Here is a 13,089-nt window from a genome sequence, read left to right as displayed (position 1 = left end):
GTTTCGGGGGCAGGGCGGGGGATGGAGCACGCGGCGGGCCGATGTGGTGCATCTCTTCGCCTTCTGGGAGAGCCGGTCGTTCTACGACTCGTTCATGGCCCGCTCCCATGACCGGCTGGCCTCCGCTCAGGCCGGTACGTATACGAACATGCAGGTCAAGCTGTTCGACTACCGCTTCGATGTGAAGACGGGCTTCGAGCCGCGGTTCACCGACGCGGACCTGGTGCGGATCGCGCACTGCCGGGTGCACGAGGAGCAGGTCGAGCACTTCGCGCTGATGCAGCAGAAGGTGTGGAATCCCGCGATGGCCGGTTCGCCCGGCATGGTGCGGGGCTTCTTCTCCGAGGCGCCCGGCAGCGAGTTCCTGGTCCTGTCCATGTGGCAGTCCGGGGCCGAGCACGGGAAATACCGCCAGGAGCGGGTGGAGCGCCTTTCGCTGCGGGCCGGGACCGAGAAGGACCTGATCGGGCTCGACGGGGACATCGTCAAGCTGCTGCCGCAGTGGACCGTGTAGGCCGTCGGACGCCAGGGGCGCCCTGATCGCGCACGCGTCCGTGCGGCGATCTAGGGTTTCGGCATGGCGCGACCTCGGCGGATCGTTCTCGTCCGGCACGGGGAGTCGGAGGGCAATGCCGACGACTCGGTGTACGAACGCGAGCCCGACCATGCGCTGATGCTCACCGGGCGGGGCTGGGAGCAGGCCGAGGAGACGGGGGAGCGGCTGCGCGAGCTGTTCGGGGACGAGCGCGTGAGTGTCTACGTATCGCCGTATCGACGCACGCTCGAGACCTTCGACGCCTTCGGGCTCGACCCCGCGCGGGTCCGGGTGCGCGAGGAGCCGCGGCTGCGCGAGCAGGACTGGGGAAACTGGCAGGACAGGGACGACGTCCGGCTGCAGAAGGCCTACCGCGACGCGTACGGGCACTTCTTCTACCGCTTCGCGCAGGGCGAGTCCGGGGCCGATGTGTACGACCGGGTGGGGGCGTTCCTGGAGAGCCTGTACCGCAGCTTCGAGGACCCGGAGCATCCGCCGAACGTGCTCCTGGTGACGCACGGACTGACGATGCGGCTGTTCTGCATGCGGTGGTTCCACTGGTCGGTCGCGGAGTTCGAGGCGCTGTGCAATCCGGGCAACGCGGAGATGCGGGTGCTGGTCCTCGGCGAGGACGGGCGGTACCGACTGGACCGGCCTTTCGACAGGTGGCGTGAGCCTGAGGTGCACGGACGCAGGCGGGGGCAACGGTGACCGAAGGGCGACCGCGCATTTAGTGACCGAAGAGGGACCGCGCATTTAGTGATCGAAGAGTGACCGCGCATTTATTCGAGACGTATGGGCGGATTCGTTAGAGTGGGGGCGCGATGATCGCTGAATCCTCCTCCCCTGCCGCAGGTTCCGCCGACGCCCGCCTCGGCCGTGCCCTCGCCAGCCTGCGCGGTCTGGCCGTGGGGGACGCTCTCGGTTCGCAGTACTTCGTGCCCGAGAACTATCCGCTGCTCAAGCGCCGTGAGGTCCCCGAAGGCGCCTGGCAGTGGACCGACGACACCGAGATGGCCTGCTCCGTCGTGGCCGTGCTCGCCCGGTACCACCGCATCGACCAGGACGCTCTCGCGCAGTCCTTCGCGCACCACCACGACTTCGACCGCGGCTACGGGCCCGCCGTGAACCGGATGCTGCGCCTGATCCGCGAGGGCGGCGACTGGCGCGAGCTGGCGGCCGGTCTGTTCAACGGCCAGGGCTCCTGGGGCAATGGCGCGGCGATGCGCATCGCGCCGCTCGGTGCCTGGTACGCCGACGATCCCGAGCAGGCCACCCATCAGGCCGAGATCTCCGCGTACACCACGCATCAGCACCGCGAAGCGGTCGTCGGCACGATGGCCGTGGCCGCCGCGGCCGCTCTCGTGGCCGGTGCGAAGGAGCCGCTGACCGGCCGGGTGCTGCTCGACGGCGTGATCGACCTCGTGCCGCGCAGCGCCGTGGGCGCCGGGCTGCGCCGCGCCCGCGACATGCTCGACTACGGCGACGCGAACACCGTCGCGGCCGTGCTCGGCTGCGGCCGGCGCACCTCCGCGCATGACACGGTGCCGTTCGCGCTGTGGTCCGCGGCGCGCGGGCTCGGCGACTACGCCACGACGTTCTGGACGACCGCCCAGGTCGGCGGCGATGTGGACACCACCTGCGCCATCGCGGGCGGCGTCGTCGCGGCCGGGCAGGCGGGTGCGCCGCCGGCCGAGTGGGCGAAGCGCACGGAGTGCCTGCCCGAGTGGGCGCCCACCGCGGCCTGACGCCGGGCGGCGCCAACTGTCACGGTCCTGCCACAGAGCCCTCGTATACGGGGCCGGGCAGCCCTTGCCGTGCTGCCCTGGGGCTACTCTGACGGCCCACACCGCCCGATGATCTTCGGATGCTTCGATGCAGCCATGAGCCAGTGACGCTCGACGGGCGGGTGCCGACGAGACACCGGCCCGGGGCCCTCAGCCAGGTCCAGGCCGGTCGGGAGGGGGTCCCGTGTCCGATACACCGTCCACACCCGAAGTACCCGAGCCCGAGCCTGGTACCGGGCCCGAGGGCGCCGAGCCCCGGAAGCGGGGCGCTCCGGAGCAGCGAGCAGCCGATGAAGCCGTACGGGAAGGTCCTGACGGGTCAGTCGTACGGGAAGGTCCTGACGGTTCAGTCGTAGGTCCTGACGGTTCAGTCGTACGAGAAGCTCCCGCCGTAGCCGCGGAGGAACCGCAGGACGCCGTCCCGCCCCGCACGCTCGCCGAGGCCGCCGTCGCCTGGGGCACGTCCGTCCCGCCGCAGTCCACCGCCGCGCGCACCAAGGCGGCGGCCGGCCCGCCGCCCAACCCCTGGGCCACGCACCAGCGCCCCCCGTCGGTCTTCGACGGCATCACCGCCGCGGACGCCGCGCCCGTGCGCACCGCGACCCTGGCCAGCGCGCTCGCCGCGGGTGTCCTGAGCGCGCTGCTGCTCGCCGACGGTGTGGCGGTGAATCTGCTGATCGTCGCCGTACCGCTCGCCCTCGCCGCGTACTTCGCCGCGCAGGCCGCGGGCCGGCTGCCCCGGGGCTGGACGCTGGCCTGGGGGGCCGGCGGTCTGGCGCTGCTCGCGGTGCCCGCGCTGCGCGACGCCGACTGGCCGTCGTTCCTCGCGGTGGCCGCCGCGTTCGGCCTCGGCTCGCTCGCGCTGCACGGTACGCGCCGCTGGCCGGGCGTTCTGCTCAACCCGCTCGGTCTGTTCGGTGCCGTGGGACCCGGCGCGGTCTGGGCCTGGCGCGGGGTGCGTGCGCGGACCGGCGGCGCGCGTGGTTCGCTCGCACCGATCGTGCGGGCCGTCGCCGTGGCCATCGTGTTGCTGCTGGTCTTCGGCGCGCTGTTCGCCGCCGCGGACTCCACGTTCGCGGACCTGCTCGGCAGTCTGATTCCGGACGCCGACCTGTCCGACGGCCCGCTGCGGTTCCTGCTCTTCGCGCTCGGCGTGCTCGGCGCCGTGGCGGCCGCGTACACGGCTGCGGCACCGCTGCGCTGGGACAGGATCGAGGTCAAGCCAGGGCGTGCCCGCGGGCGGGTCGAATGGGCCCTGCCGCTGGTCGTCCTGAACCTCCTCTTCGCCGTCTTCAACCTCATCCAGCTGACCGTGCTCTTCGGCGGCTACGAGGCCGCGCTCAAGGACGGCCTCACCTACTCCGAGTACGCCCGGCAGGGCTTCTGGCAGCTCCTGTTCGCCACCCTGCTCACCCTCGGGGTGATCGCGCTCGCGCTGCGCTGGTCGCCGCGCGACGGACGGCGCGACCGCACCCTGGTGCGCGCCGTGCTCGGCACCCTGTGTGTGCTGACCCTGATCGTCGTCGCCTCCGCGCTGCGCCGGATGCAGATGTACGTCGACGCGTACGGCCTCACCAGGCTCAGGATCTCCGTCACCGCCATGGAGCTGTGGCTCGGCCTGGTGATCGTGCTGATCATGGCGGCCGGGGTGTGGGGCGCGCGCTGGCTGCCCCGCGCCGTGATCGCCAGTGCGGCGGGCGGTGTGCTGGTCTTCGGCCTTGTCTCGCCGGACGGGATGGTGGCCGAGCAGAACGTCCAGCGCTACGGGGACACCAAGAAGTTCGACGTCGACTACGTCTCCGGGCTCTCGGCCGACGCTGTACCCGCGCTCGACAAGCTGCCCGAACCCTTGCGCAGCTGTGCTCTCAAGCCGCTGATGGAGTCGCTGGGCGAGGACAAGGCGCCCTGGTACGCGATGAGTTACGGGGAGTCCCGGGCGCGGTCGATCATCGAGGGGCGTCCGTTGCGCGAGGACGTGAACTGCTACGACCTGGATGTGATCGACACGGGGACGGACCGCTCGGAGTACTGAGCAGCGACGTACGGGAAAGGAATGGGGCGCCCTTCGGACTGAGGGGCGCCCCATTTCCGTACCCGGGAAGATCAGTGAGCCACCGGTGTGGACGTCCCGCTGAGGGCGTCCAGGTCGCTCTTGCGCACCCTGATCACGAAGATCGCGGTGATCAGCGCGAGGACCGCCATCGCGACCGCCGGGATGAAGCCGGTGGAGATGCCCTCCGAGAGGATTTCCTTGGCCCACGGCGAACCCTTGGGCAGTTCCCCGGTCTTGGCGAAGGCTGCCTGCTGCTCGGGTGTGGCGGTCGCCATGAAGTCGGCGATCTGGGTCTTCGCCTCGTCGCGGCTGGCCGTACCGAAGACAGTGGTCAGGATCGCGAGGCCGAGTGAACCGCCCACCTGCTGCGTCGCGTTGAGCAGACCGGAGGCCGCGCCCGCCTCGTGCTGGGCGACGCCGGAGACCGCGGTGAGGGTCAGCGTCACGAAGTTGAGGCCCATGCCGAAGCCGAAGAGCAGCATCGGACCGAGGACGCCGCCGAGGTACGAACTGCTGGTGTCGATCAGGGTCAGCCAGCCGAGGCCCACGATCACGAAGGACGAGCCGACGACCATGAAGGGCTTCGGGCCGAGCTTGGGCAGCAGCGCCTGCGAAAGCCCCGCGCCGAACACGATCGCCACCGTCACCGGCAGGAACTTCAGGCCGGCCTCGATGGGGGTGTCACCGAGCACGTTCTGCACGAAGAGCACGATGTAGAAGAACATTCCGAACATCGCGGCGGCGAGGCTCAGCATGATCACGTACGTGCCCGAGCGGTTGCGGTCGCGGAACATCTTCAGCGGGGTGATCGGGTCCTTCGCCTTGGTCTCGATGTAGATGAAGACCGCGAGGAGTACGACGGCCGCGGCGAACGAGGCCACCGTCAGGCCGTCCTTCCAGCCTTCGCCTGCCGCGCGGATGAAGCCGTAGACAAGGGCGACCATGCCGAGCGTCGAGGTGATCGCGCCGGCGAAGTCGAAGCGGCCGGGGTGGCGTTCCGACTCCTGGATGTACTTGGGGGTGAGCACCGCGATCAGTACACCGATCGGGACGTTGACGAAGAGCACCCAGCGCCAGTCGAGCCACTCGGTGAGCATGCCGCCGGCGAGCAGACCGACCGCACCGCCACCTGCGGAGACCGCGGCGAAGACACCGAACGCCTTGTTGCGCTCCGGGCCTTCGGGGAACGTGGAAGTGATCAGCGCGAGCGAAGTCGGCGAGGCGATCGCACCGCCGACGCCCTGCAGGGCGCGCGCCGCGAGCAGCTGCCAGGGCTCCTGGGCGAAGCCGCCGATCAGGGAGGCGAACGTGAACAGCAGGATGCCGAACATGAACACCCTGCGCCGGCCGAGGATGTCGCCCGCGCGTCCGCCGAGCAGCAGCAGACCGCCGAACGTGAGGGTGTAGGCGCTGACGACCCAGGTCAGGTCGGTGGTGGAGAACTTGAGCGCGTCCTGGATGTGCGGCAGCGCGATATTCACGATGGTGGCATCGAGGACGACCATCAGCTGGCAGGCCGCGATGATGAACAGGGCTATCCCGGCATGGGGCGACTTGGCGGTGGTCGCGCCGGGCACCGGATCCGGTTCCGGGTCCGCGACGCGGATGTCCTCGTGTGACTGTGACACTGATGCTCCCCTGGGCGTCTTAGTGAACGACAGCGTTCACTAGGGGGACCCTAGCGAGCGGTTCTTCTTGAACACAAGGAAATTCTTGGGGAGTTGGGCGTTCCTTGACCGGCCGGGACCCGATGCCCGTGGGGCGAGTGATTCGTGCCGTTCGACCCGTCGCGAGCGGCCCGCGCGCCTGCGATCCTGTAAGGACCCCGCGCGGTACCGGAAGCGGAGATTCCCCGCGGTGCGCCCCCACGCACCCCCTCCGCCGCCCGGCGCGGCGCGACCGGTCTCAACGAAGAGAGAAACATGGCTACTTCGCGCTGGACGGCCGCTCCCGCCCAGTCCTGCCCCGCTCAGGTGGTGGCCCCGAGGCGGCGCGGAGCCGTACTCGAACGCGCCATCCTCGACGCCGCGCTCGAGCAGCTCAGCAAGGTCGGCTGGAACGGCCTGACCATGGAAGGCGTCGCCGCCGGCGCCCAGACCGGCAAGGCGGCGGTGTACCGGCGCTGGCCCTCCAAGGAGGACCTGGTCGCCGACGCGCTCGAGTCGGGCATGCCTCCGCTGTCCCCGGCGCCCGACACCGGCAGCGTCCGCGAGGACCTCCTGACGCTCTGTCTGGCCATGCGCGACGCGATGTACTCGCGGCCCGGCTTCGCCCTGCGTGCGGTGCTTCACGAATGCGACGGCAGCGTGGCCGAACGCTTCCAGGCGGTGATCTTCGGCCGGGTGATGCAGCCCGCCATCGAGGCGATCCGCGAGGTGCTCAGCCGGGGCGTACGACGGAACGAGGTGCGCCCCGCGGCCGTGAACGATCATGTCTGCGAGGCCATTCCCGCGATGATGATGTACCGCGCCAAGGTGTACGGGAGCGAATGGCCGCCCGCCGAGATCGCCCGCATGATCGACGATCTGATCGTCCCGCTGGTGCGCCGCGAGGCGTGACGAGGGGCGGGGGTGTCCTGCCGGTCTCCCACAGGCGTACGCTGGCACCGCCATGCCGTACGAAGCACCCACCCACACCGTAGAGCGCTCGATCCGGGCGAAGACCGGCGCGAAGATCATCGCCGGTATCGATGAGGTCGGACGCGGTGCGTGGGCGGGACCCGTCACGGTCTGCGCCGCGATCACCGGTCTGCGCCGCCCGCCCGAGGGCCTCACCGACTCCAAGCTGCTCACCGTCAAGCGCCGCGACGCGCTCGCCCTCGAGCTCGGCGACTGGGTCACCGCCCACGCGCTCGGGCACTCCTCACCGCAGGAGATCGACGACCTGGGCATGACGGCCGCGCTGCGGCTGGCCGCCGTCAGGGCGCTCGACGCTCTTCCGGTACGGCCCGACGCGGTCATCCTCGACGGCAAGCACGACTACCTGGGCGCGCCCTGGCAGGTGCGTACGGTCATCAAGGGCGACCAGTCCTGTGTGGCCGTTGCCGCCGCGTCCGTGCTCGCCAAGGTGGAACGCGACGCCATGATGGCCGAACTGGGCGCGGCCTGCGCCGACTTCGGCTTCGAGGCGAACGCGGGCTATCCGTCCCCGGTGCACAAGGCCGCTCTGGAGGAGCGGGGGCCGACCGAGCACCACAGGCTCTCGTGGTCGTATCTCGACGCGCTGCCGAAGTGGCGGCACCTCAAGAAGACCCGCGCTCCCGTGCTCGGTGTCCCGGTCCCGGAAATCGAGGGGCAACTCGGGTTCGATTTCTGACACCATGCCGCTCGCGGCGGCCGGTTCCGGCTTGTTGCCCTGCCGGTCGTACTTATGTGCCACCCGCCGTTACGGTTCGTACCGGCGTTTGATAGACATCCGTCATGCCTCTCCTTCCCGAGGAGTCTCAGATTCACGAGAGTGTCCAGGGTCCCCGCGCCACTTCGGCCGCCGGCCGCACAGCGCCGACCCCTCGTCCCGTACCCGGTCCGCGTCCCGCGGCCGCCCCGCGTCCCGGCCGCCCCGGTCCCGGCTCCGCCCGCCCGGGTCCGCCGGTGCAGCGCACGCCGCGCGATGCGGCCAAGCCCGCGCCGACGCCCGCTGCCGGAACGGCTGTTGAGCAGCCCACGCCGGCTGTCACCCCGTCCGCGCCGGTCGCTCCGGCCACCGCGCCGTCCGCGCCGCAGATCCAGTTGATCCCCGCCTCCGTCGAGGGCGCGCTCGACGCGGCCGAGGAAGCGGTGGACCTGCTGCTCGACTCGGGCCGCGCGCCCGGCGACATCCTGGTGCTCACCACCGGGGAGCAGCACCCTTGGGCCGCCCATGAGTTGAGCTTCGGCGACGCCGCATACTGGGCGCAGCACGAAGCCGGCGACGACGTCTTCTACGCCTCGGCCGACCACGCCGCCCGTGCGGCCGTCCGGCCCGTGGTGGTCGTCGCGCTCAACGGCGGCACGGACGAGCAGTCCGCGACGGCGCTGCCGCTGGCGATGGGCCGCGCGGGTGCGCTGCTGATCGTGTGCGGCGACCCGCAGCGGATCAACTCGGTGCTGGGCGCGGGGGTCTGAGGACGGGCGGCTTCGGCCGCTGCTCTTGCCACTTGGGCCGCTGCCCTCGCCGCTTCGGCCGCTTTCCTTTTCGTACGAGGTGAGCGGGGTCCATCCCGTGAGGTGGACCCCACCGTGCGGCAGCGCTCAGAGGGAGGCGGCCCGGCGCAGCAGTTCCATACCGCCATGGCCGTTGGCCGTGTACGGGGCGTCGGCCCCGTTGGCCCCGTTGGCCACAGGGGTCACCGTGCTCACCCGGGAGGCGCTCGGCTGCCGGCCGCCGCGTCCCTCGCCGAGCACCTGCCAGCCGCCGGCGGTCAGCGTGATGTACGCGCCGCAGCGCAGCCCGTGCAGGGTGCAGGCGTCGCGCAGCCCCCACATCCAGGCGCCGTCCTCCTCGGTCCAGCTTTCCGCGCCGTCCCGGCAGTAGAGCAGCACGGCCGTGCGCACCGGCGTGCGGCGGCGCAGATCGTGCGGGATCACCCGGCGCAGCTGGGCGAGCAGCGCGTTGCGGAACACCCAGCCGTCCACCGGCGTGGAACGGCGGGCGAACGAGGCGCTGGCCTTGAGGCGTTCCTCCTGGTCGAGCACGGCGACCACGGCGGTCTCCCGCATCGGTCGGTGCCGTTCGTACAAGCCTCGAACGACCTCGCGCGGATTGCGCAGCAGCGGAATGCCGGCGGCGGACCACTCGGCGGGTTCGAGCAGCCGCCCCAGTGGGGTGGACGCATCGGCGGGCGGCGACACAGACGCGAGTCTCGTCGGATCGGCGGACGGAGTGAATCCGAAGGTCACGGTCCTCCCTTCGGCTGTGCGCCCGCCTGAGGCGGGCGAAGTCGGACGTGCGGGAGCGCACCGCGGCACAGCACTGCCGGATACCTACGAGCCGTGCGGGAGCGCTTCAATTCTCGCCGCCGTATCGGCCGCTAGGCAACGAGCAATTGACACTGCTGACCGAAATCGACGCGTGCGCCGTCAATATCCCTTCCCCGAGGGCCGTACGGCAACGCCCCGAGCGACGCTTACCGGAGGTAAACCGGATGAGGTCGCCGAATGTCAGTGGTGTCCGGTTGCATGGGGGGATGCACCGAGACGACGAAGTGGACCTGAGCGCCGAAGTGGCGGCTCCCGTGGGCGGGGACTTCGGGGACCTGCGCACCGAAGCCGATGCCGTGCTCGCCGAACTCGTGGGCGACGCGGGCGGTTCCGCGCGGCTGCGCGAAGACCAGTGGCAGGCCGTCGCGGCCCTGGTGAAGGACCACAGACGTGCTCTGGTGGTGCAGCGCACAGGCTGGGGCAAATCGGCCGTCTACTTCGTGGCGACCGCGCTCCTGCGGCGGCGCGGTGCGGGACCCACGGTGATCATCTCGCCGCTGCTCGCGCTGATGCGCAACCAGGTCGAGGCCGCGGCCCGCGCCGGTATCCGCGCCCACACCATCAACTCCGCCAATCCGGAGGAGTGGGAGGCCATCTACGGGGAGGTGGAGCGCGGCGAGACCGATGTGCTCCTGGTCAGCCCCGAGCGGCTGAACTCGGTGGACTTCCGCGAACAGGTGCTGCCCCGCCTCGCCGCCACCACCGGTCTCCTGGTGGTCGACGAGGCGCACTGCATCTCCGACTGGGGCCATGACTTCCGCCCCGACTACCGCCGGCTGCGCGCGATGCTGGCCGAACTGCCCGCGGGTGTCCCGGTCCTGGCCACCACCGCCACGGCGAACGCACGGGTGACGGCCGATGTGGCCGAGCAGTTGGGCACCGGGGGCGGTGAGGCGCTGGTGCTGCGCGGGCCGCTGGACCGCGAGAGCCTGCGCCTGGGCGTGGTCCGGCTGCCCGATGCCGCCCACCGTCTTGCCTGGCTCGCCGAGCACCTCGACGAACTGCAGGGCTCCGGGATCGTCTACGCGCTGACGGTCGCCGCCGCCGAAGAGGCCACCGCCTTCCTTCGGGCACGCGGCTTCGCGGTGTCCTCGTACACGGGGCGTACGGAGAACGCGGACCGGCTGCAGGCCGAAGAGGATCTGCTCAAGAACCGTGTGAAGGCCCTGGTCGCCACATCGGCGCTCGGCATGGGCTTCGACAAACCGGACCTGGGCTTCGTGGTCCACCTGGGCTCGCCGTCCTCGCCCATCGCGTACTACCAGCAGGTCGGCCGCGCGGGCCGCGGTGTCGAACACGCCGACGTCCTGCTGCTGCCCGGCAAGGAGGACGAGGCGATCTGGCGGTACTTCGCCGACACCGCCTTCCCGCCCGAAGAGCAGGTACGGCAGACCTTGTCGGCCCTGGCCGGAGCGGGCCGCCCGCTCTCCGTACCCGCCCTGGAAGCCTCTGTCGACCTCAGGCGCACGAGGCTCGAGACGATGCTCAAGGTGCTCGACGTGGACGGTGCGGTACGGCGTGTGAAGGGCGGCTGGACCGCCACCGGCGCCGACTGGATCTATGACACCGAGCGGTACGCCTGGGTGGCCAAGCAGCGCGCGACCGAACAGCAGGCCATGCGGGATTACGTCACCACCTCCATGTGCCGGATGGAGTTTCTGCGCCGGCAGCTGGACGACGAGGGTGCGATCGCCTGCGGACGGTGCGACAACTGCGCCGGGCCCTGGGTGGACGCGGCCGTGTCCGGCGATGCGCTGGAGGGCGCGACCAAGGAGCTCGACCGGCCCGGAGTGGAGGTCGAGTCACGGAAGATGTGGCCCACGGGGATGGCCGCGCTCGGTGTCGAGCTCAAGGGGCGTATCCCCGCGGGCGAGCAGTGCTCGACCGGGCGGGCGCTCGGCCGGCTGTCCGACATCGGCTGGGGCAACCGGCTGCGGCCGCTGCTCGCCGAACAGGCCCCGGACGGGCCGGTCCCCGAGGATGTGCTGCGCGCGGCGGTGGCGGTGCTCGCCGACTGGGCGCGTTCGCCGGGGGGTTGGGCGCCGGGTGTGGCGGATGCCGTCGACCGGCCCGTCGGGATCGTCGCCGTGCCCTCCCTGGGCCGCCCGCAGCTGGTCGGTTCGCTCGCCGAGGGGATCGCGAGGGTCGGGCGGCTGCCGTTGCTCGGTTCCCTCTCGTACACCCGCGGGGAGAACGTGATGCGGCGCAGCAACTCGGCGCAGCGGCTCAAGGCGCTCTCCGAGGCCTTCACGGTCGGCGAGGAACTGGCCGCCGCACTCGCGCAGGCCAAGGGGCCGGTCCTGCTGGTGGACGACTACACCGACTCCGGCTGGACGCTCGCTGTGGCGGCGCGGCTGCTGCGCCGGGCGGGGAGCGGTCCGGTGCTGCCGCTGGTGTTGGCGGCGGCGGGGTGAGGGGCGGGAGGCGGCGCTCGTTGCGTCGCGCCGACAGGTAATTGGCATGTCCCTAGCCAGAGTTATCCACAGGGCAAAGCGGAATCTGGCGATCCGGTGCACTCTCGGGGCATGACGCAACGCAATGAAAGTGCAGCAGCCGGTGACCTCCAGATGCCCATGGTCACCTTGCGCAGCGCGGATGAACTGGCGGACGCCCTCCCGTACTTCATGGGGTACCACCCCTCGGACAGCCTGGTCCTGGTCGCGCTCCAGGGCGACCGCGGACAGTTCGCCGGACGGGTGCGGCTCGGAATCCCCGGGCAGGCCGAGGACTGGGAGTTCATCGGCCAGGAGCTGCCGCGCTGTCTGGTGCAGGAAGTGGAACAGCGGGCGGGCGGTGCGCGGCCCGACGCGGTCGTCGCCTATCTGTGCCGCGAGCCGGGTCCCGGCGAGAGCGGACGCCAGGTGATGGAGAGCCTGCGCCCGCTGGCAGACGCGCTGCTCGCGACCTGCCGGGACTTGGGGCTGCGCGTCCTGGAGGCGCTCTGCCTCTCCGGCGACCGCTATTGGTCCTACGTGTGCGCGGAAGCGGGCGAGGGCTGCTGTCCGGCCGAAGGCCGGCCGATGCTGATGCCCGGCACGTCCGTCATCGCCGCGTCGGCGACCTTCGCGGGCATCCAAGTGCGGGGCACGCAAAAGGAGATGGAGACGCGGCTGACCCCGCTGACCGGCCCGTCGGTCGCCGCCCAGGAGGAGGCCATCGACGATGCCGTGGGGGAGGTGTTGCCGCGGCTGATGGGCAAGAAGGGGTGCCTCGCTCTCGCGGCGGACACCCTGGTGATGGTCAACGGCCTCATCGCCCGCCTCCAGGAGTCCCCGCCACCGCGCTCGATGCGCGAGGACGAGCGGGACGACCGGCTGCTCACCGACGCCGAGGTGGCCCGGGTGCTGGTGGGGCTGCAGGACCCCGAGACCCGCGACCGGGCCACGCTCTGGATGGACGGCGCCCGGGCCGCGGCCGCGCTGCGCCTGTGGCGTGCGCTGTCGCGGCGTTGCGTCGGGGTGTACGGCCCGTACGGCGCCGCGGTGCGCACCCTCGCAGGGTGGGCGGCCTGGTGCGTGGACGATCCGACCGAGGCGCGGATCGCGCTTGAGCTGGCACTCGCCGTGGACCCGGACTGCGGTCTCGCCGATGTGCTGTACCGGGCGATCGGGGCGGAGATGCCGCTGGAGGCGATGCGTGGGGCACTGCGCAGCGGCGTGGCCGGCTATCCGCCGCTGAGCCTGCCGGCGAGCGTATGGCCGCCGGTGGATGTCAGGGCGGGCGGGGAGGCCGGGGTTCAGGGGGAGTTGTTCGACC

Annotated in this window: 11 protein-coding genes; 9 read left to right on the top strand and 2 right to left on the bottom strand. The window is 71.2% G+C overall.

Translation table 11 applies throughout. From position 1 onward, the window contains the following. From G6045_RS33535 to G6045_RS33520, 4 genes are all read left to right on the top strand, one after another. Window positions 1-514 (top strand): DUF4937 domain-containing protein (locus tag G6045_RS33535; RefSeq protein WP_165335958.1); only part of this gene is annotated, 514 nt, incomplete at its 5' end. 63 nt (window positions 515-577) lie between these two features. After that, window positions 578-1,246 (top strand): histidine phosphatase family protein, encoded by a 669-nt coding sequence (locus tag G6045_RS33530; protein ID WP_165335957.1) that lies wholly within the window; start codon window positions 578-580, stop codon window positions 1,244-1,246. Between the two features lie 113 nt (window positions 1,247-1,359). Then, window positions 1,360-2,283, top strand: a complete 924-nt coding sequence (locus tag G6045_RS33525; RefSeq protein WP_165335956.1) for an ADP-ribosylglycohydrolase family protein — start codon at window positions 1,360-1,362, stop codon at window positions 2,281-2,283. 223 nt (window positions 2,284-2,506) lie between these two features. Beyond that, a complete protein-coding gene (locus G6045_RS33520; protein ID WP_165335955.1) occupies window positions 2,507-4,354 on the top strand; it encodes a DUF4153 domain-containing protein in 1,848 nt (615 codons plus the stop codon). A 71-nt stretch (window positions 4,355-4,425) separates the two neighbouring features. On the opposite strand, the gene G6045_RS33515 is transcribed toward G6045_RS33520, so the two are convergent. After that, window positions 4,426-6,003 (bottom strand): MFS transporter, encoded by a 1,578-nt coding sequence (locus G6045_RS33515; protein WP_408056392.1) that lies wholly within the window; start codon window positions 6,001-6,003, stop codon window positions 4,426-4,428. 294 nt (window positions 6,004-6,297) lie between these two features. Here G6045_RS33515 and G6045_RS33510 point away from each other — a divergent pair, with 294 nt between their 5' ends. The 3 genes from G6045_RS33510 to G6045_RS33500 all read left to right on the top strand — a co-directional run bounded on the left by G6045_RS33510 (window position 6,298) and on the right by G6045_RS33500 (window position 8,478). Then, window positions 6,298-6,933, top strand: coding sequence for a TetR/AcrR family transcriptional regulator (locus G6045_RS33510; protein WP_165335954.1), 636 nt, complete (start codon window positions 6,298-6,300; stop codon window positions 6,931-6,933). Between the two features lie 52 nt (window positions 6,934-6,985). Further along, window positions 6,986-7,690 (top strand): ribonuclease HII, encoded by a 705-nt coding sequence (locus G6045_RS33505; RefSeq protein ID WP_165335953.1) that lies wholly within the window; start codon window positions 6,986-6,988, stop codon window positions 7,688-7,690. A gap of 104 nt (window positions 7,691-7,794) precedes the next feature. Then, complete coding sequence (locus G6045_RS33500) at window positions 7,795-8,478, top strand: hypothetical protein (RefSeq protein WP_165335952.1); 684 nt, start codon at window positions 7,795-7,797, stop codon at window positions 8,476-8,478. A gap of 126 nt (window positions 8,479-8,604) precedes the next feature. Here the strand turns inward: G6045_RS33500 and G6045_RS33495 are convergent, their stop codons facing one another. Then, complete coding sequence (locus G6045_RS33495) at window positions 8,605-9,252, bottom strand: hypothetical protein (RefSeq protein WP_165335951.1); 648 nt, start codon at window positions 9,250-9,252, stop codon at window positions 8,605-8,607. A 287-nt stretch (window positions 9,253-9,539) separates the two neighbouring features. Here G6045_RS33495 and G6045_RS33490 point away from each other — a divergent pair, with 287 nt between their 5' ends. Beyond that, a complete protein-coding gene (locus G6045_RS33490; protein ID WP_165335950.1) occupies window positions 9,540-11,747 on the top strand; it encodes a RecQ family ATP-dependent DNA helicase in 2,208 nt (735 codons plus the stop codon). Between the two features lie 111 nt (window positions 11,748-11,858). Beyond that, window positions 11,859-13,089 (top strand): DUF4192 domain-containing protein (locus tag G6045_RS33485; protein WP_165335949.1); only part of this gene is annotated, 1,231 nt, incomplete at its 3' end.

Origin of the sequence: Streptomyces mesophilus (assembly GCF_011044995.1) — a bacterium.
GTDB classification, from domain to species: Bacteria; Actinomycetota; Actinomycetes; order Streptomycetales; family Streptomycetaceae; genus Streptomyces; species Streptomyces mesophilus.
This window is presented reverse-complemented; position numbering and strand designations above follow the sequence as displayed.

Excerpts from the sequence above, each read along its gene's own strand:
- G6045_RS33530 (WP_165335957.1), top strand. The coding sequence starts at position 578 with ATGGCGCGACCTCGGCGGATCGTTCTCGTCCGGCACGGGGAGTCGGAG.
- G6045_RS33525 (WP_165335956.1), top strand. The coding sequence starts at position 1,360 with ATGATCGCTGAATCCTCCTCCCCTGCCGCAGGTTCCGCCGACGCCCGC.
- G6045_RS33510 (WP_165335954.1), top strand. The coding sequence starts at position 6,298 with ATGGCTACTTCGCGCTGGACGGCCGCTCCCGCCCAGTCCTGCCCCGCT.
- G6045_RS33505 (WP_165335953.1), top strand. The coding sequence starts at position 6,986 with ATGCCGTACGAAGCACCCACCCACACCGTAGAGCGCTCGATCCGGGCG.
- G6045_RS33500 (WP_165335952.1), top strand. The coding sequence starts at position 7,795 with ATGCCTCTCCTTCCCGAGGAGTCTCAGATTCACGAGAGTGTCCAGGGT.
- G6045_RS33490 (WP_165335950.1), top strand. The coding sequence starts at position 9,540 with ATGCACCGAGACGACGAAGTGGACCTGAGCGCCGAAGTGGCGGCTCCC.